Source organism: Gloeotrichia echinulata CP02, from assembly GCA_038087035.1.
In the GTDB taxonomy this organism is placed as follows: Bacteria; Cyanobacteriota; Cyanobacteriia; order Cyanobacteriales; family Nostocaceae; genus Gloeotrichia; species Gloeotrichia echinulata.
Genome location: CP051187.1, coordinates 5060481 through 5081361 on the forward strand (window position 1 = coordinate 5060481; position 20881 = coordinate 5081361).

General features: G+C 37.0%; 15 protein-coding genes. All 15 read left to right on the forward strand.

Annotation, left to right across the window (positions count from 1 at the left end):
* Nucleotides 1-333 precede the first annotated feature (333 nt).
* A complete protein-coding gene (locus HEQ19_22350; protein ID WYM01840.1) occupies nucleotides 334-1674 on the forward strand; it encodes a hypothetical protein in 1341 nt (446 codons plus the stop codon).
* A gap of 48 nt (nucleotides 1675-1722) precedes the next feature.
* Nucleotides 1723-2475, forward strand: a complete 753-nt coding sequence (locus tag HEQ19_22355) for a hypothetical protein (GenBank protein WYM01841.1) — start codon at nucleotides 1723-1725, stop codon at nucleotides 2473-2475.
* Nucleotides 2476-2483: 8 nt separating this feature from the next.
* Entirely contained in the window at nucleotides 2484-3305 is an 822-nt protein-coding gene (locus HEQ19_22360; GenBank protein ID WYM01842.1) for a hypothetical protein, read from the forward strand.
* Nucleotides 3295-4215, forward strand: coding sequence for a hypothetical protein (locus HEQ19_22365; GenBank protein ID WYM01843.1), 921 nt, complete (start codon nucleotides 3295-3297; stop codon nucleotides 4213-4215). The genes HEQ19_22360 and HEQ19_22365 overlap by 11 nt, the downstream gene beginning before the upstream one ends.
* 103 nt (nucleotides 4216-4318) lie before the next feature.
* The gene (locus tag HEQ19_22370) at nucleotides 4319-6778 is read left to right on the forward strand and encodes a hypothetical protein (GenBank protein WYM01844.1); all 2460 of its coding nucleotides are present in this window, start codon (nucleotides 4319-4321) and stop codon (nucleotides 6776-6778) included.
* Between the two features lie 64 nt (nucleotides 6779-6842).
* Entirely contained in the window at nucleotides 6843-7901 is a 1059-nt protein-coding gene (locus HEQ19_22375; protein WYM01845.1) for a hypothetical protein, read from the forward strand.
* A complete protein-coding gene (locus tag HEQ19_22380; GenBank protein WYM01846.1) occupies nucleotides 7843-9117 on the forward strand; it encodes a vWA domain-containing protein in 1275 nt (424 codons plus the stop codon). Before HEQ19_22375 ends, HEQ19_22380 begins: the two co-directional genes overlap by 59 nt.
* Before the next feature lie 7 nt (nucleotides 9118-9124).
* Nucleotides 9125-10051: an IMS domain-containing protein gene (locus HEQ19_22385; GenBank protein ID WYM01847.1), complete on the forward strand. Its 927-nt coding sequence runs from the start codon at nucleotides 9125-9127 to the stop codon at nucleotides 10049-10051.
* A 58-nt stretch (nucleotides 10052-10109) separates the two neighbouring features.
* The gene (locus HEQ19_22390) at nucleotides 10110-11891 is read left to right on the forward strand and encodes a vWA domain-containing protein (protein ID WYM01848.1); all 1782 of its coding nucleotides are present in this window, start codon (nucleotides 10110-10112) and stop codon (nucleotides 11889-11891) included.
* A gap of 24 nt (nucleotides 11892-11915) precedes the next feature.
* On the forward strand, nucleotides 11916-12311 hold the full coding sequence (locus HEQ19_22395) for a hypothetical protein (GenBank protein WYM03548.2): 396 nt from the start codon (nucleotides 11916-11918) through the stop codon (nucleotides 12309-12311).
* Between the two features lie 22 nt (nucleotides 12312-12333).
* On the forward strand, nucleotides 12334-13617 hold the full coding sequence (locus tag HEQ19_22400) for a VWA domain-containing protein (protein ID WYM01849.1): 1284 nt from the start codon (nucleotides 12334-12336) through the stop codon (nucleotides 13615-13617).
* Nucleotides 13618-13789: 172 nt separating this feature from the next.
* Nucleotides 13790-14362: an FHA domain-containing protein gene (locus HEQ19_22405; protein ID WYM01850.1), complete on the forward strand. Its 573-nt coding sequence runs from the start codon at nucleotides 13790-13792 to the stop codon at nucleotides 14360-14362.
* Between the two features lie 197 nt (nucleotides 14363-14559).
* The gene (locus HEQ19_22410; GenBank protein ID WYM01851.1) at nucleotides 14560-16416 is read left to right on the forward strand and encodes a protein phosphatase 2C domain-containing protein; all 1857 of its coding nucleotides are present in this window, start codon (nucleotides 14560-14562) and stop codon (nucleotides 16414-16416) included.
* A gap of 28 nt (nucleotides 16417-16444) precedes the next feature.
* A complete protein-coding gene (locus HEQ19_22415) occupies nucleotides 16445-18646 on the forward strand; it encodes a dynamin family protein (protein WYM01852.1) in 2202 nt (733 codons plus the stop codon).
* Between the two features lie 82 nt (nucleotides 18647-18728).
* Nucleotides 18729-20834: a protein kinase gene (locus HEQ19_22420; GenBank protein WYM01853.1), complete on the forward strand. Its 2106-nt coding sequence runs from the start codon at nucleotides 18729-18731 to the stop codon at nucleotides 20832-20834.
* Nucleotides 20835-20881: the final 47 nt, after the last annotated feature.

Here is a 20881-nt window from a genome sequence, read left to right on the forward strand (position 1 = left end):
ATGAGTCTTAGACATTGTTTTCTAAGTCTAATTTACAGCAGTTTTCATGTATTTAGACCACACTCTTGATTCCTGTCTGTGGCTGGGCGTCTCTGCGTGAAAAAAAAGATGTGGTACATTTACCTGAAAATTGCTGTAATACCAGCCGTGGCTCTAGATGCGGCTACACGAGACTTTACCCGGATGGTGCAGGGTATTGAGCTATAAAAACTATTTAAACTTGTTGATAATAAAATTATTACTCATGTCAAAAATGTAAATATGTAGTAGCTTTTATTTGGAGTCCTGTTTTTAAATATTCTTCTGCTACAGCAATTATTTAATCTCTAAACCATGAAAAAACTATTACTCTGTTTGGCTGTTGTCACATTGTCTGGATGTAATAATCTTTCTAAAAATTTAGTGGTTGATAACTGTCCAGCCAAGCCTGAAGGAATCTTAGCTGGTAGAAGAACCAGCATTATTCTAGCAAGTAATCAGCCGATAGAGTTACGCGATCGCGCTGTGAATAATGAATATATAGGATATACTTTTCAGGCGCGGTCTGGTCAAAAACTGAGCTACAACACAGCAGACAATATTTGTATCTGGGTTTACGCACCAGATAATCAAATTCTCCCGACAAATGTTGAATCTTTACCTATTACTGGAGAATATCAACTCCAAATTGCTGCGCGTCAAAAAAGCGTTAGTAATTTTACTTTACAAGTAGGTTTAGATGTGCCTCAGCCATCTTTTAAATCTTCTGGAAATAACTTTATTCAAGCATCTACTCAAGTTGTTGCATCTACTGTATCGCCCGAAAAAAAAGCATTGAGTGAACGTTCAAAATGGTTGAGAGATGTAGTAATAATACCTGCTGCATTAAATATCTTTACTTCTGTATTACTGGGAATTTTGGGTTATTCACAATTAAGAAGTGTCAAAGAACTTATCCAGGACCGGAGAACATATAAAGAATATGGAAATTTGAAGAAATTTTTTATTCCTAATTTCCACAATAATCCATCATCAGACCAAAAATATCAAATATTTTATTTTGGAGATGATCAAGAGCCAGAAAACCAACAATCCCAGAACCTCACAATTAAACATACATTGGTATTAAGTATTTATAAATTAATTAGGTTTTTAGAAAAAATTTCCAATGAGGAAATCGAATTAAAACGACTTGCACCTCAAAGAAAACTAAGAAGTGAGTCTTTTAACAATGATCATAATGTTGTTATTTTAGGGCTTAAATCAGGACTTAAAGATTATTTTAAAGATTTTTATAAGAAGCTAGAAATCAATCCTGATTTTTATAATACAAAGGAAAATAGTTGTTCCAGTCTTGTATTAAGACTAAAAAATCCTTATAACCCTGATAAATTTATTATTGTTTTAGATGATATTTCTCAGGGATTAGGGATACTAGGAGCTACTAAATTAATAACTACTCCAGAAACAGAGCATAGCTCTGAAAGGATTTTCCAGAATATCCATAATCATTTCATTAATGCTGTCAGAGAACAGAATAATCCTAATCTTAAATTGTATGTAAAAATTCAAGCAAATACTAGGGAAATAATATCTCCTAAAGTTATCGAAGTCAGGATAAATGAAGACGTAGAAACAAAGATTTTGGTAAGTCCTGAACGCATAAAAGAGGCTCTGGATATAATTTGCTCCTAATAAATGCCTAAGTGCAAAATTCAACATAATTAACAAGTATCTGAAAAAATGGGAGTAATTTATATAGGCGATCGCGAAACTGGCAAAACAAGTCTAGCAATGGAATTAGCTAACCCTAGAGGCGAATATGTAAAAGTTACTAGTCCTGATTATCAACTGTTAAAAGCACTTTTATATGATGATAATGAAGGCAGAACAAAACCAACAGAGGCCGCTAAAGAAGTTGACCATCGTTATTTAGATATCCAAGTTAAATTACCTACTGGATTTAAACAGGTAACTATAGATTGGACAGATACAACCGGAGAAATTTGGAGGCAAACATGGCAGCAAAATAATCCAGACAAGTGGAACAATTTCTTGAATACTGCTCGTCTAAGTGAAGGTATATTGTTAATTTTACCTCCCTATCGGGAAATTTTAAAAGCTGGTGTAGAACCAGATAAATTTCTGACTCAACAGCAATGGTGTAACAGATTTAATCGCTGGGTAGATTTCTTTAGGTATGAATGTCCTCAAGCCAGACATATACTGATTTGCTTAAATAAAGCTGACTTGTTTTGTGATTTAAACCAGGAAGTATTGCGACTTGCTTATAATCCCAATAGCAGTCAAATGAATTGGCAGCAGCGTCATCATTATGTAATTAATAGTCGGTATTTTAAACCTATTCAATCTCAAATTGCCGAAATCAATAAAAGTATTTCAGGGTTATCAGTTCGCTGTTTTATTACGAGTATTCATCATCGTTCGTTATTGGAATTGCCTTGGATTTATCTAGGCGCATATTTAGGTAAATAGGAGAAAATATGGGTAATATTCGCATTATTGGTCAGCATGGTTCTGGTAAAACAACTTATCTAGCTGCTTTAGCATATTGGCAATATAAAAATAAACAGGAAGGTAAAAAAGTAAATTTTACGATTAACCCTCTAAATGATGATACAAAAACACTAGCAAGAAGATCTGAAGATATTATTCTACAAGGCTTGACATTACAGCCTGATGAGGTAATAGGAGGAATTGATACATTACCTTTTTATTCTTTTAAGATTGAAATTAAACCTGCTCTTGGTAAACCAGAAGAAATTATTTTAGCTGTGAGAGATTATCCAGGGGAAATTTTTGAAGAATTAGATTCAGGCAGCACTAATCCATTACATCAAGAGTTTATTGATGAATGTTTTGTGGGTGATGTGGCTGGCTGTTTGATTTTGCTGAATGAATGGAAGAGTGGAACTGATAAGTTTTATAGGCGAGTTTTAGATAGATTTACTCATTTAATGGAATCATACGGGCGAGGAAATAATTTACGACTGGCTATAGCAATGAGTAAATGTGAACGAGGTGAACTCTGGCCTGGTCGTCTAGAACCAGAAATCGATTTATTTGACCGACATTTTCCTGAAACTACAGCACTTTTAAGACAGAGAATTCCACCCAATAATTTACAATTTTACGCCATATCAACTTTTGGTGTTCTCCGTCGTAATGATCCTCGACCGAATCGCGTTGATGAATTGGGTACTAAATTTTCATTTTTAAGAGATAAAGAAAAATGGCAACCCTATGGCGTCATTTCCCCTCTCTATTGGCTGAGTACAGGTAAGAGGATGAGATATGAAGTCTAATTGGAATTGGTTAACGACAAAAATAAACCAAACATCTGAGCCTCAGCAAAATAGTGCCGTACTCAGGGTAATTGGAGATAAGTCTTCTGGTAAAACCACTTATATGGCATCTTTAGCACGTTGGCCTAATGCTAATTCTAACAGTCCTGTGCAGAGTGTTATTTCTATTAATCAAGATGGACAGGAACTGATTAATATAGCGCAGAATATTCTCGAACAAGGAGCAGAATTAGAACCAACACCCTTAAATGCTGATGCTTCAGAAGTCAAAGATTATAGCCTCAGCATTACTCTTAAGGGTCAATTTTCTTGGAAAAATCCTCAAGCCAGCTTAAATTCCCAACTGGTGAGGCTGAATATTAGCTGCAAAGATTACTCAGGAGAATTTTTTAGCGACTTGGTTAACAGAACCAATGACCCATTACTGATTGATTACTTGGAGGATTGTTTACAAGCCACAGGAATTATGTTTTTGATTGATGGTACAGCTTATCGCAAAGACGCAGAATATGCCAGTGGTCTAGATAGGTTTTTCATAAGTCTTGACCGAACTGACATGAGTGAAAAAAAGCGGCGAATTGCTTTAGTGCTGACAAAGTGTGAACAGTCAGAATTATGGCTAAATCGACATAGACCTAAATATTTAGCATCAGCTCGTTTCCCTCAAGTTGACAGAAAGTTAAACTCTTGGATGGAAAGGGGAGGAGGAAGCTTTGACTATTTTACAACGTCAGCTTTTGGAATGTTGGGGAATCAGTATCCAGAACCCAATTCTACAGTGCTGGTTAGAGAACGTAGTGGAGTACATTCAGTTATCAAATATCCAAAACGGTGGCGACCCTTCGGTTTAGTAGCGCCAATTTATTGGTTATGTACAGGGGAACGCCATAGGGAACTAGACAGAGATTAAGAACAATATCTGTACTGAGGACTGAAGTTCTCATTTACCAAAAATATCACAATGACTAAAGTCCTGATTACAAACCGACAAAAATGAAAAAAGGAGTTATTTAATGGATTCACAAATATTTGTTCAAATTCATGAATTTAGCACTGGGATTTATGTCCTGGGAGATAGAGATAAGTGGGTATCCGCTGGATTTACTGGAAAGTATATGAATGCCACAATTGACCAAATTCCTCATGTTGTAGATCGCTCAATTGAGAATAAGGAATTTAAAGTTGCTGAGGGTGCTTCCAGGGATCAGCCAGCAATTATTGGTCGTGTAGTGGGAAGTGACGGATCTGCTTGGTCAGTTGTTGCTATAGTCACACGAGGTCGGGATGACTATGGGCGCAGTCCCTCTTTATATCGCTATTTTCTCTGCGAGGGGGAAGATGGATTACCAAAAATTTTAGCATGGATTAGACAGTATGAACAGCAACATCATCGGATGCCTGTTTTTAATCCTTTTGAACAAAAAAAATTGGGAGAACCAAACAGCAGTCAAGTTGTTGTTCCTATAGAAAAAGGGTTAAGTTCTGATGTTCAATCTGCTCTACAAAAACAATCTACAGCTTGGATAATTCAGGCAGAAACATACAATCTAGAACAACTTAATCAACTAGCAACTGAAAAAGCCAAAACCAATAATCAACCAATTGCATGGGCATTTAATGTTGAAGCATTAGAAATGATGGGACGATTTCAGATTATTCAAGCTGCTAGTCCTCAAGCTTATGAACTCTTCCAAAGACTTAAAAATAGTAGCCCTAAAGCTTTACCACCAGTAGTATCAGATGAACAGGCGCTGATATCAGCAATTAAGGCTTTTATGAATAATCCTTCTGCGGTTAAACCTCAGCATGTGGAAGCGATTGCTAATGCTTTATCAAATGATAAAGTTACTGAAAAATACTGGCAACAAATTTTTGACGCACAAGGTGCTGATAGTGCTATCAAAGGAACATATACTCCACAATTTGTGAATCTGTTGACGTTGAGAGCAATTATAATTCCAGAGACTTTACCAGAGTATTTGACTTGGTTACACAAGGGTGATAAACAGTATCAAACGTATAGATTAGCTGATACTTGTCAAAATCAAATACGCGCTTTGTTAAAGGGAAACTCGGAATTAGCACCAAAGTTTGAAGGCAAACTAAAGGAAGGATTTCAGGTTTTACTAAATTTGGTAATGCAGGGACAGGGAATTACTTTATTCAAACAAGGACCTTGGTATAAGTTTTCGGAGCAGTTTATTCGAGATGTAGAGTATGATTTAACTTTAATCTCCAATAACTCACAAGTAAGCTGGCAATCTTTAAGTTTCCAGCTAACTGATCAATTTTGGCAAACCCTAAGAAATGAATTAAAATTTTACTTCAATCAGCGTGATTTGAATCATTCACCGAAGGATAAATATCAACCTATAGCTAAGTTTTTTGATAATTTAGAAGAACCAATAATTGCAGCTTTTTTCTATCAATTAGGTTATGGAAAAGTTCCCAAACGTATATTTAAACAACTCCAAATTAATGATTGGGAACATGAGATATATGGAATTACAGTTAAACGGGAAACAACTCCTGATGAACAGGTATTTGACGCATTTAAATATCTATTTAATGCAAATGTACCTTTGCCATTATTACTTATTCTGATTTTGATTAGCTTGTTCTTAGGCTCTGTTTTTCGCCCATTGAGTTTAGGGTTTAATGTTGAAGGTAATCAACCAACACCAACCTTATCGCCTACTCCTACGCCTACTCCTACTCCTATTCCTCAGCCGAATGATATACCTGATGACAAAAAGAATACTGCACTTAGCAAGTTTGACGAAACCAATAAAGTAATTCAAGAACTTGTGAAAAAACTACAAACTGACTTGAAATTAGAAAATAAAGACGGTGAAACAAAAATAGTGGAATCACTCAAGGATGTTCTTCAAGATAAACAACTACAATATCCAATCGGAAATCAAGCACAAAATCTAGAAAAACAAAAATGGGTGAACGCCATATATAAATACCAGTATATTTATAACAAGAATAATGCTGTTGGCTTTTTAGAAAAAGGTCAGACATATGACAAATTAAAGGAAGATATAACTAAACATATAAAAGATATGCAGGCGACTGAAATTGATCAGAAGAAGAAGGAGGACGATGCACTTAAAAGGTTTGAAGATACCAGTAAAGTAATTCAAGAACTTGTGGAACAACTAAAAACTGAGTTGAACTTACCAAACAAGGAAGGTGAAACAAAAATAGTGGTATCACTCAAGGATGTTCTTCAAGCTCCAGATCTAAAATATGCAGGCGTAATTACTCAAGAAGAAAACCAATCACAAAATCTAGAAGCAGAAAAAAGAAAATGGGTGAAAGCTATTTATAAATACCAGTATCTTGATAAGAAGAATAATGCTGTTGGCTTTTTAGAAAAAGGTCAGACATATGACAAATTAAAGCAAAATATAACTGAACGTATAAAAAATGAAAAATGTCTACTCTGGATTATCTGTCTACCATAACCACAAATCTAGAATTAAATTACCATAATCAATACCAGAAATAACATGGCGGTGAAACCCAAAAATGCGAACATATCTCTATATTTTAGCAGGAATAAACTCAGCGCTAATCGGCTGGAACCTAGGTCAATTCTTCCTAACAGACCTCAACTTACTCCAGCAACTTCCCGAAATAATTCTCTTCCCCTGTATAGCCATTTCCCTAGCAATTGGAATGGTAGTTACTGAAATATTTATCAGTACTCCTACGCGACTAAAATTGAACTTGCGAATTGCAAAGCGTCCCCTGCTAATTGCTGCTGGACTGGGACTATTAGCAGGTTTAATTGCTGGTGGAATTTATCAAATTGTGTTACTACCACAAAATCCCATAGACGAACGAATTATTAGGACAATAGGTTGGTTGATTATCGGTGGCTCCACTGGATTAGCGGAAGGGGTGACATGGCGTTGGCGCAGTATTGAAGCTGGAGACCCAAAACGTTTTGAACAACGTCGCGATACCAGTTTCAAGGGAGGTATTATTGCCAGTTTAGCAGCAGCTTTGTTATTTGAAATCATGCGTCAAAGTATAGGTGAATTACCGCCTAATTTCAAAGGTTATGAAGACCCAATCGGTTTTATAATTTTGGGAACTCTCCTTGGTTTTGTGTTTAGCAAAACCACATCTCCTAGCTACATGGTAGCTCTCAGAGCCGGCGCTGGTTTTGAATATACTGGCCTTGATTATTCAAGCACAACATATCCAACACTTGAACAACAGGAAGCGCAATTAAAATTTGTTGGTGAGGATGAAGACGGTCGGATAGAAGAGGGGATGTCAATTCAATTACCAGCTACAGGAAAAATCAGAATTGGTTCTGCTGATAAAGCACACATCCGCATTCCTGATTTAGCCCTCCACGTAGCAGATATAGAAATGAACCCTCGTGAAACATTTTTAATTCCCAACCCTAGAGTTTACGACACGATAGAAGTCAATGGTGAACGCTTAAGTTCTCGCAGAAAAGTTCCTTTAAAACATAATTCCGTTTTAACTTTTTACGCTCAACAGAGGGTAGCCAATGAACAACAATTATTCCGATTCGTCTACTACAATCGCTTCCTTGACCCGCAATCTTAGTCTGTCTCTATTGCTAGTTATTTCTTTGTGTAGTCCTAGCTTTGGTCAAGTCAAAAAAGCCGAAATTGTTGATAATCCCATAGTCAAAGATGACCAAGTAACTATTCGTGTCAAAGTCAAAGGTAAGGACGATAAACCTGTAATAGATTTACAGGATACTAATTTTAGCTTGTTAGTGGATCGTCAGCCTGTTAATTTTAATAGCCAAGATTGGAAAAGCGCTAAAGAAACAGTACCTCCACCAGCTTGGATTATTGTTTTGTTAGATTACAGTGGGAGCATGAGGAACCGTGATAAGCAGGGAGGGACAAAACTTCAAGGTGCTATTAATGCGATTCGAGAATTTAATCAAGCCATAGCGGAACGTGGTGGTAATACTCACATAGCAATTGTACCCTTTGGCGAGCCGGGAACTAATTGTGATGGTAATCCAGTTACCAAACAGAAACTTGATAAATTTTTCTCGGCTGGTGATGTCAAAATAAAGAACAACCTCGACTATCTTGCTAATCAAATACCTTGTGCATCTACTAACATTTATCAACCTCTAACCAAAGCTATCCGCTTTTTGGGTGATACCACAGATCAACGTTTTTATGTAGAAAAAAACTCTAATCAACCGCAACCAAGATTATCTGTAATTCTCTTGTCTGATGGTTATCACAATAAACCAAATGAAGCCGAAGATTTTGAGCAACTGATTGATTTATTAAAGCGAAATCCGCAAATAGTTGTTCATACTTTGGGTTATGGCTTAACCCCAGAACAACTAGGAAGAAAATATGCTCTTAACCGACCTGCTAAACGTTCAGACATCGGTCAAGGATTAGGTACAGTCCCAGAAGATGAATTTGTTGACCGCGAACGTTTAGCAGCAATTGCTAACGCTAGTGGTGGTATTGCTGCATTTTCTCCTGATGCTAAAGCAGTTACAGAAAAGTTAAATATTTTTCTAGATGCTCTACTGGGTGAATATGAAATCACCTACACCGAACCAAATCCGAGACGGTATTCTGTACACAATGTTAGTGTCAAAGTCGATTCCAAAGTGATATCAGATGAAAAGCCTTATAGAATGGGTGGCTTTGGAAATTCTTTACCATTACAAGTGCGAATAGTAATGCTATTGCTTGTATTTATCGCCTTAGTAGGTGGTGGGTTTATTCCCTTCTCCATTTGGGCTGATAAACTCAAACGCGAAGCTGAGGAGGGATAATTTACCAATGTTTACACCCTGGGAATTTACCAAAACAATAGCAAAAACAACAGGGCTATACTGGTTAATAGTTTTCAGCGTTTATGGGTGTAATTCTTCGGAAAAAATCACAAATAATGTCAAGATACCAGTAAATAAATGCCCAGAAAAACCTGAAGAAGCACTTACCAGCAATAACGTTAAATCTATTTCATTGACTGGTCAAACTGTTAAACAATCTGGCGTAGTGAGTCCTGGTAAAAATGTGGGATACATCTTTGAAGCTGAGTCTGGTCAAAAATTGAGTTACCAAACCAAGGAGGATATTTGTATTTGGGTATATACTCCCGATAGTCAATTACTTGATACTAGTAAAGTTTTACCTGTCACAGGAAAATACACCATTCAATTATCTAGTCGTCAAGGTACTACCACCTTTGAATTAGAAATCGGATTAGATATTTCTCAATCACCTACACCTACTCTTTCACCTACTTCTTCACCTACTCCTACACCTACTCCTACACCTACTTCTTCCCCTACTTCTTCACCGACTTCTTCATCATTGTCCCAAAAGCAAGCAGTTGAAATAGTTCAAAACTGGTTAAATACCAAACATAAAATATTTGGTAAGGATTTGAATACCAGTTTAATTAATGAACTAGTCACGGGAAATTTTCATTATAATTTGACAAATTCTGACGGATCGATTGCTTGGCTTCGCAATAATAATGCCTACTATACCTATAATTACTCTCGAATTAAAAAGGTTATTTCATTTTTTGATGACCAAGATAAACCAGCACTCACTGTCAGCATTGAAGAAGAGCTTTATCTTCATACACCTACAGGAATTGATCAGGATAGTTCTGGTGCATACAAAGCAGATTATACCTATTATTTTCAAAAAGATAATGGCGTATGGAAGATTTCTAATTCTCAAAAAGCAAATTAATCCAGGTAAATTAACTGAAAACTACCAAGCATAAACAAGTAATGGAGATAATGATATAATGCAGAGTTTTTTTAGACTGTTAAAACAAAAAATACCTAAGCCTATACTCTTTGGTTTATACGGAGCAATAGGTTGTTTTCTCGCTGCAATTTTATTAGGTGAAATGCTATTAGCATTCACAAAATTACCAGCTTCTCACCAACCATTACCGCAAGCGATTGTGTTATTAATAGATTGCTCAGGTAGCATGAATGATAACGGTAAACTCCAAGAAGTCAAGTCAGCGGCTCAAAAGTTTGTGCAACAACAAGACCTGACTAAAAATCAGATTGCAGTTGTCGGTTTTGGTAGCCAAGCTCACCCAGCCGCAAATTTGACGGGAGATAAAACATCCCTTGAAAATGCAATTATCGGGTTATCAAATGGTGGTGGTACTAGTATGGATCAAGGAATTACAGCCGCCGCTGACTACTTAAAATCTACTGCTTTTAATCGGAATATCCTTTTATTTACTGATGGACTACCTGATTCACAATTTACTACCAAAAACGTAGCCGAATTGGTCAGAATTCAGGGAATAAATATCATCGCCGTCGCCACTGGTGACGCTGACACAGGCTATTTAGCTCAAGTTACTGGCGACCCTTCCCTAGTCATTTATGCTAATTCTGGTCAGTTTCAACAAGCATTTCAAAAAGCCGAAAAAATCATTGGTAGCCTAGTTGAAAGCGGACTAACTGGTGATTACAATCCAGTATATTTAATGTTGCGAATTGGTGCTTGGACAGGAATCTTAGGTTTAGGAACTTCTGTGGCGCTGATTATCGGACAAAATGCTTACTGGCGTCGCCGTTTGCTCACTTTTAAAGAAGGTAGTATTAGTGTTGGCGGTGGTCTGGTAGCTGGACTCACAGCCGGTTCAATAGGTCAATTATTGTATTTACCAGAAACCACAATTCCGATTTTTTTAGGGGTGCAAATCATCCAAAATACAGTCAGTTGGGTGATTGTAGGATTGTTACTTGGTGGTACTATCACCTTCTTCAGCGGTAATTTCCAACTACGCAGCATCTTACTCCGTGGTGGTCTTGGCGGTATTTTCAGTGGAGTTACTTTTTGGTTAGCTACTGCAGCTTTTGGCGATATTGTGGGATTATTGTTAGGAACAGCTATTCTCAGTTTTTGTCTGCGGACTCTCTCACCAAAACGATCTGGTATTGCTACTGTGGGAATTTTTATAGTTAGTTTAATAGCAGTAATAGCCAGTCAATTTCTATTTTTACAACTACCCGGTATTACCCTTGCAGAAATTATTCGTCGAATAGCTGGTTGGACAATTTTGGGAGCATTACTTGGTGGTGGAATGTCCAATTTTGTTCCTAATCTAAAGCTACAGCAAGCTTTATTGGGTGGAAGTATTGGTGGTGTGATTGGTGCTGTAGGATTTGTTCTAGCTACTGCAATTTTTGGTGAACTTACAGGACGATTATTAGGTGCAGCTATTTTAGGCTTTTTTATCGGACTGATGATTGCTTGGATTGAAGAGTTGAGTCGAGAAGCATCATTAATTGTGCATTGGACACCCACAGAAAAAACAACATTTTCTTTAGGTAAAAATCCGGTAATTTTAGGAAGTTCTGAGGAAGCAAGTATTTACTTACGCAAAGACCAAGGATTCCCACCTGAAACCGCCAGAATTTACATGGAAGGGGAAAAAATCATCATGGAATATAACGAATTAATGAAAGAAAGAGGCATGAAATTATTAAAACAAGAGTTAAAGAATAATGATAAACGCAAACTAGGAAATATCATCCTGGAAATTTCAATTGACGGTTGACGGTTGACAAATGACAAATGACAAATGACAAATGACATGATTAAGTATACATTGACACTCAAACTCAAAAACTCCCATGAGCAATATACATACTCTTTAGATTTAACTTCCCATCAAGAGGATTATCCAGAGCAAATTTTCACTCTTAAGATGCGGGAAGATATCCGAAATTACCTGCAAGAAAAAAGCAGTTGCAAGATTTCTGATTCCCATCTCAACTTCATGGTTAAAACTTGGATAGAGGATATCAAAGAAGGATATCGTAATAGTAATATTGACATTGATTTACCACCAATGACAATAGATGATATTGAAGGCTTAACAGAAACAGGTAATCAAGAAATCCCCAAACCGATTCCTCCAGATTTATCGAATATAGAACCGACTTTTGGGATGTTACCACCATTGGTATTTTCTTAGAAATTACATTATGAGAAGAAAAATGTTAAATGTTACAATTACACCTCATAGGCAATTTTTACCAGCAGATGCTCCTGAACAAAAATTATTTTTGATGCTGAAGCTGCGACCTGCAAAAGATGTTTCTGCTACTCGTCCATCAACTACATTTGCCTTTGTTATCGATACTAGTGGTTCTATGACCGAGGATGTGACAACCGGGAAAAGTAAGATAGATGTTGTGATAGAATCATTAAATCAATTAGTTAGTAATAACAGTTTACGTCAGAGCGATCGCATTGCCATTGTACAATTTGATGACACAGCATCTACCATCATTGGACTGACACCAGCAACAGAAGTAAATCAATTAAAGAGTGCCATATCACAACTGAAAAAGTTTAGTGGTGGTACAATGATGGGGCGTGGGATGCACCAAGCCCTGAATCTTCTTGCTAATGAAAATATGACTAGTCTGCGGATATTAATCTTCACTGATGGTCAAACATTTGATGAAGATAAATGTCAAGAATTAGCTCAAGATTTTGCAGCAAATGGTATTCCTATTACCGCATTAGGAGTTGGAGACTATAACGAAGACTTACTTGTAGGTTTGAGTGATGCTAGTGGCGGGAGATGTTTTCATGTAGTTCCAGGAAATCCTATTGGTACTCAGGTTGCAATTACTGATTTACCCGATACTCTCTTTCAAGAATTTAGTCAAGCACAGCAAGAAGTTATCACCAATTTAGCATTAAATATTAAAACAGTAGCTGGAGTTAAACTCACACGAACTGTTCGTGTTTATCCCGATCAAGCCGAATTTGCTTTAATACAACAACCATATCAAATGGGCAACGTTATAGCTAATGATGACACTATTTTTATATTAGAATTCACCATAGATTCTCGCCCTACAGCTAAAGTGAGAATTGCTCAACTTGGATTAACTTATGATGTTCCTGGACAAAACAAAAGAGGAGAACTTCCCCCACAAAATGTTGTGCTTCAGTTTGTCGCCGGACAAATGGCTGCACAAGTTGATCAAGAAGTAATGGGTTATGTCCAGCAGTCTAATATTGCTCAACTTGTAGCTGATGCAACTAAAGTAGCTGATCAAAACCCCCAGCGTGCAGAAGAGTTATTAGAAACCGCACGTCGAATGACACAGCGACTTGGTAATCAAGCCATGACTGTATCTCTAGAAAAAGCTCAAGACGAGTTACGTAAAACTCGTAAACTTTCATCTGGAACTCGTAAAACTGTGAAAATTGGTGCTAAAGGTAAAACCATCAAAATGAGCGACGATATCAATGATGAACTTTGAAATTTATTACTTCTGAAAAGAATTGATATTAAATAATGGGCATCTACTTTAAAAAGTGTTTTTTAGGGTGCGTCAGATGTGAAAAATCTGTTCATTTTTACGAAAAAATTTCTTCTGAGTCACCCTACACCTGACTACTAAATTACTAACACCAAAATAAGGAGTAGTATCAATGTCTATTACTTGTCAAGCTTGTGGCTATGATGAAAATCCACCAGAATCAGAATATTGTGGAGCCTGTGGTTCTGAATTAACAACAGCATCAACCACCCCTAATTACATTAGTGAAGTCCCAACAATAGTTTTACCACCAGAGCCAAATCAATTTTCTTATCAAGAACCTATAGAAAATCCTCCCCCAATAATCACCCCAATTTATCCTGATTCTACCCCAACAATTTCAGCAAGTACTGCCAAACTAATTTCCAAATTACCTAATTCACCTATTCCAGAATTCCATTTAGATGGTAGTAATGCAATAGTTGGGCGATTTGATACAGATTCAGGTCCTGTAGAGGTTGATTTAGAAGGATTTCCTGGAGAAGACACGGTTTCTCGCGCTCATGCAGAAATTTATTATGAAATAGGTCAGTGGAAAATCAAAGATATAGGTTCCACAAACGGTGTTTTCATTAAACGTGCAGGTCAATCTCGATTTAGCGCCAGAATTACTACTCCTGAAACATTAAACTCTGGAGACGAAATTGCATTTGGCAAAATTCGCTTCCTTTTTCAAAGTCCATAAATAATAATTCAGTTATTGTAGGGTGTGTGACGCTACGATTATTTTTGTGCGAAGATTAGCGATTTTTGGCGTCACGCACCATCATTTGATTGTGACAATATCGTAATTTTTAATAAAATGTCACAAAAAAATTGTTTCCAGTGTGTACATTCTAAATCCATTATTTGTTATAAACAATCAGCGACAATAGTTAACATATGAAGTTATTAGATACTAACTCAAATGATTCTTTAACTATCCAAACAGCAACTTGCTGCCAAATAGATAAATTTAAAGTTCAAATCGAATCACATTTGGGTCAATTTGCAGACGTTCATTACTTCCAAGTCACTATCCACAATCCTGAGCAAGAAGCAAAATTAGGATTACTGCGGGTAGGCGCAATTGATGGCGCTCTGAGTCGAGAATTGCAACTGCGAAAAGTTCTCGGTAATCACAAAATGCTGTCTGAATTATTGGCTTGTGTCGAAAAGGAGTCAGTGTATCTATCTTCTAACTCACCATTACCAAAAAATCAACCCAACCCAGATAATTCGGTTTTCAGCAACGAATTACCAAGCAGTAAAAGCTCTGATGATCCATTCAAATTCAGTGAATTTGAGCAGGAAATAGCAGGAGAACCAGTATTATCTCAAATTGAACAAACAGATCCAGATAAAAGTGAGGATTTAGAGCAAGCAACAGAATATTTAGATGAAGAGTTTTATGACGAGGAAGAAGTAGATGCCGATTTTGATGCATCTACACCAAAGCATATATTGTTGAGTTATTTGCCAAAGGAAGAAGAAACTTTAAAATATTGGCTAACCAAAAATCAGTCTTTAGAATCTTCTTTATTGCTTGCTAGCCAAGTCTGCCAATTTTTTAAATTTATTTATCAGCGCCAATGGTGTTTTATTCAAATATTTCCTAAATTTATTCAAATGGGAACACCTGTAAAGTTTTTCGATTTAACTGGTGCTTACCCAATTGATGGACATCTCACCTCTGGCTTGATGGGAGAATACTGCGCTCCAGAAATTGCCTATGACAGTAATTTTGTTATCAGTGAGCAAATAAGTACTTATATTGTCGGTGCTTTATTATATGAGGCTATTCATCACCAACTTCCTCCTCAAGAATCAAGTAAAGAATTAGAAATTAATCCCATTCCTTCTATCTATCAAATTCTCAAACTGTCTCTTTCTCCTTTTCCAGAAGAGCGATTTTCCTTGACTCAATTATTGAGTCTTTTAGTAGACATCCGTAAATCAATACAAACACCCCAAATCTATTGGGAAGTAGCAACCCATTCCATAGTGGGGCTATCAACTAGCCGACTGCACAATGAGGATAGTTATGGAGTCAGACGACATAACTTAAACAATTCAGATTCGCTCATTTTAGGAGTAATAGCAGATGGTTTGGGGGGTATGGCTCAAGGAGAACTAGCTAGTAAACTGGCTGTGCAAACAGTCTTAGAAACTCCGATTACCGCAGATTTAACCAATCAAAATATTCGTGGTCATTGGCTAATTTCTTTAGTTGAAAAAGCTAACAATTCTGTAGCCCAGCAAGTACGAGACGGAGGGACAACCATAAGTTTAGTTATGGGTTTGGGACGAGAATTAATGATAGCTCATGTGGGAGACAGTCGAATTTTCTTGTTAAGGAATGGTCAAATATGTCAGTTGAGTGAAGACCACTCATTGGTAGCAATGCTATTTGCTAGTGGTGAAATAACTTATGAAGAAAGTCTTAACCATCCTGACCGCAATGTGCTGACTAAATCTCTTGGCTCTAAACGCAAATTAAGTCCAGGATATGTACAAGATCTAAACCGTTTTGGAGCAGGCTTATCAATGCTGCTAGAAGATGGAGATATTCTAATTCTCTGCTCTGACGGAGTTTGGGATTTAGTGCCAGCAGATGAATTAGCAGAAATTTTTAGTGGAGATAAAATTCTCCAATCCTCTGCTGATTTAACTATTAAAAAAGTTCTGGAACGTGGAGCGCATGACAATGCCACAATTCTGGCATTAAAATTAAGAGTTAAAATAACTGATAACCAGTAACAGCAGAACTACAAGGAGAAACTTAACCATGTCAACTAATAATCGAAGTACCGATATAGCAGCACGTATTACCAACATTATTGAGAAGCGCAAACCCTTTGTTGAACGTCTCAAGAAAGTAGAAGCTCATTTGCAGTTTTTAAGTTCTAAACTAGGTGAACTGGAAGCTGTCCGCCAGCAGTTGATGAGAGTACCTGATAATGCTGAGGTAGTGGGAAAGCTGCAAACAATTAAGATTCATGGACTCCAAAAACGTCTGGAATTTCAGGAAAAGCAACTTGCTAAACTCAGAACACGGTTTGATCGTGGCACTCTCAATATTGGCGTAGTGGGGCTAATGGGTCAAGGAAAAAGTACTTTGCTCAAAAGCCTCAGTGGACTTTCTGATAATGAAATACCTGCTCGTGAGGGAGGAGCCTGCACCGCCGTTCGCAGTACCATTTACCATCATCAAGAGCAGACTTATGCCCAAGTCACATTTCATGATGAAAACTCATTTCTTACAGAGGTAATTGGTGCTTATTACGAGGAACTAGGCTTAGGTAAGAAACCAATAAACCTGAATAAGTTTGCTAGCGAACCGCTTCCTCCCGCACCTTCTGAAGCCACCAAGAAGGCAATGTATGAAAGACTCCGCAATGATTATTATGCCAATTTTCAAAAGTATCAAGGCCGACTGCGAGCAGATTCTCCTCGCATTATCGAAGTTCCCAAAGAGGAAATTGGCAACTATGTCGTTCATCAGTACGATACTAATAATAATCTCATCAGTTGTGACCATTTGGCAGTAAAGCAAGTGGAAATTTTCTGTCCTTTTAATAAATCCGAAGTAGAAAAGATTGCACTAGTAGACATACCTGGACTGGGCGATCTCAGAGTAGGTGATGAAAAGCTGATGCTAGAAACTCTGGGGCGGGAAGTAGATGTGGTTCTCTTTGTTCGTAGACCAGATCCTTTACGTTACGGTTGGGATGAGCGGGATACTAGTTTATATGATAAAACAAAGAAGGCGCTGAATGATCTTGCAGACAGGTCATTTATGGTTCTCAACCAAATGGGCAATGGAAACGGCAAAAATGATAATTCTAAAGGCTGCGAACAGCATCAGAAAACTATTAAAGAAAACCATATTGACGTAGTTTCTTGTTTAATCGCCGACTGTTCCAATCCCGACAAAGCAAACAATGTTCTGTATACAGTTCTCCAATATTTAGCTGACAAGATTGAATATCTTGATAATAGATATGCCAATAAGTATCAAAAAGATTTAGAATTACTTCAGCTTTCCTTAGAAGAAGAATTAGAAAAAGCTAATAAGGCACTAGTACAATTTGCTGATGAAGGCAGGATTTTTCAAAGACGGTTAAAAGATTTTTCAAATAAGCTCTCTAATGGACTGGTAAAATTGTCTGCTACTCTAAAAAGTCAGCGTGATCTTGAAGACCAACATTTCAAGGCTCAAGTTGATGCAGTTCTCAAAGCATGTAACACCGATTCAGGAATTCCCGATTTAAAAAAGATAACTGACGAGTGTATTTCGCCAAAATTTAAGGGTTCTTACAAAGCTCTCTATCATGTATACGTTGCCCAAATGCGAACTCATCTATCTAAGCATTTTCTGGCTCTAAACAAAGGACTTAAACAGTCTTTAGGAGAATTAAAATCTCTCGTTACAGATGTGTTAGTAACCCAAGGGCATTTAGGAGGAATAACAGAGGCTCGCGGTGCTGATTTTCTCAAAGTCATGACAGATATACTAGCTAAAAATCAGAATCAATTGGAGTTAGGTTTCCGAAACCTTTGGGAGTCTCAAATTTCATACGAAGGGCTAATTTTAGCCAGTATTCGCCAGCATTTTGATGAATTATTGATGCCTGATATTGCTAATCCTCAATCAGATTTGTCCAACGCACAAGATGTCAGAAATTCTCTTGAGGTGCTTCATAAAGATGTGGTTAATAAATGCAAGCAAACTTTAGATGAATGGCTACGCGAACCGAGTAAGATGAGATATTTCATCATTGCTGAGTTTGTTGATCGCGTTCTTTATGCAGATGGGATGGAAGAAGAGTGGGACAACTTTTTTCATGATGAGCCAGAATTACGCTCTAAAGTTTGGCCAGAATTCCAAAAGCTGGAGGAATATAAGAAAATTCAGCAGCAGTGGATGAACGTAGTACAACAGGCTATAGAAACTAACAAACCGCAATCGATGCGGTTTTTAAACTAACTGAAATCAAAGTTCCTAACAGGGTGCATTTTATATTCTTTTCTTGCAATGTTGCGTAAAAAAAATTTAGCTAATTGCAAATATGTCTATTCAATGCTTAACTTGCTTCCACGATAATCCTGATAATACACTAACTTGTCAGGTTTGTGGTTCTCCTTTAACACCGAATCCAGGACAATCTAGCCAAATTTCTTCTCTCTATTTGCTTCCAGGCACATTACTGCAAAATGGAAAATATAGAGTAGAAAATTTTTTGGGACAGGGTGGGTTTGGTATCGCTTATAAAGGTATTGATTTAACGAATTCCAAAGCGATCGCCATTAAGGAGTATTGGCCAGAAAATGCTGCTAGACAAGGTAAAACTATAATTTGGTCATCTCATATCACTCCACAACAACGCCAAAAAGAAATTCAAAATGTCGTCAACGAAGTCAGGCGTATACAAAAATGCTTACATCCAAATATTGTCAGAGCCTATGATGGCTTTACTGAAAACAATACTATCTATATAATTATGGATTTTATTGAAGGTAAAACATTATTCAAGATTCTTGAACAAGAAGGTAAACTTCCAGAAATTAGAGTAAAAAGATATTTCATCCAACTAGCCAATGCTATAAAAATTATTCATGATCATCAACTTTTACATAGAGATATTAAACCTGACAACATAATTATTGATAAAAGTGATAATCCTATAATAATTGATTTTGGTTCAGCGAGAGAATTCACTATTGATAAAACTCAAAGACATACAAGATTGGTAAGCCCTGGATATGCACCTTATGAACAATACCTACAAACAGCTAAACCCAATGCATCCACAGATATTTATGCTATTTGTGCATCAATGTATGAACTGGTAACTGGAGAACTACCACAAACATCACTAGAACGTAAAGCACAAGACATTTTAAAACCTCCTAGACAGTTAGTCCCAAATCTTAGTCCAGCCATAGAACAAATTATCTTGACTGGAATGAAGATGGAGCCGAAAGAAAGGTTCCAGACAGCAGATGAATTAATCGATGCTTTAAATGGTAAATTTGTTTCGCCAATTTTCAAGCGATCGCGTCAGTTAGTTCAGGAAGGCAAACTATCAGAAGCTATTCAATCATATCAACAATTTCTTAATAATGAACCCAACAATGGTGACGCTACAGTTGAATTAGCTCTAGTGCAGATTTATTTTGATGACCATCAAGCAAAAGTTACTGCCCAAAAAGCTATTCGAATCAAACCAAATGATGGTAGAGGTTATGGAATTTTAGGACTTGTTAACTGTCGTCAAAGCAATTGGTCAGCAGCAGTTAAATACTTGCAACAAGCAGCAAATTTATCCCCTAGTCAATCGTGGATACAGGCAAATTTAGCTTGGGCGCTAGCAAAGTCTGGTGATTGGCAACAGGCGCAAATTGCTGCTATTAAGGCATTGCAACTTGATAGTAATTCAATCTTTGCATTAGGTCTACAAGCCTGGATTTTTGTCAATCAAAACCAATGGAAAACAGCCATTCGTTCGGCAAGGTTGGCAATTACCAAGTCTAAGCAAAATAACAATTATAATTCACAAGAATTACAGCGCTGGGTATATCCTTGTTTAACTATCGCTCTAGACAAAGCAGTAGTAACAACACAGGCTACCGATGTTGACAGATGCATTCAAGAATTTGCAACTCAGGTAAATAATAGCTCTTTTGTCTGGGGATTTAAAGGGTGGAGAAAAGCAATTTTTGGACTTTGGGCTGATGCTATTCCTGATTTTGAACAAGCACAACGTCAGGGACAAGCGCCAGCTTGGATATTTATCAATTTAGGAATAGCACAAGAACAGCTAAAGAATATCTCTGCCGCTATCAATGCTTATGAAGAATGTAATCATAAATTTCCTAATAATGCTTTTATCCAATTTCGTTTAGGTACTCTATTGGCTATACAAGGACAATGGTCATTAGCACAACCTTTTTTAGAAAAAGCAATTAATTTAAATTCTAATTATGCAGAAGCATATCATAATTTAGCTTGGGTTTTACTGAATCTTAAAGACCAGAATGGTCAGGTGACAAACTTCCGTCAAATGAAGTCAGCTTATCGCCAAGCTGTTGCAATTTATGCACAACAACAAAAACATCAACTCGCCCAAGGTATTGAAAAAGCCTTTCAAGCGATTGGAATTGATTTAACTTGACCAAAAAGCGAGACGCAAGCCCCTGGCTTTAGACATGGGGATAAGTC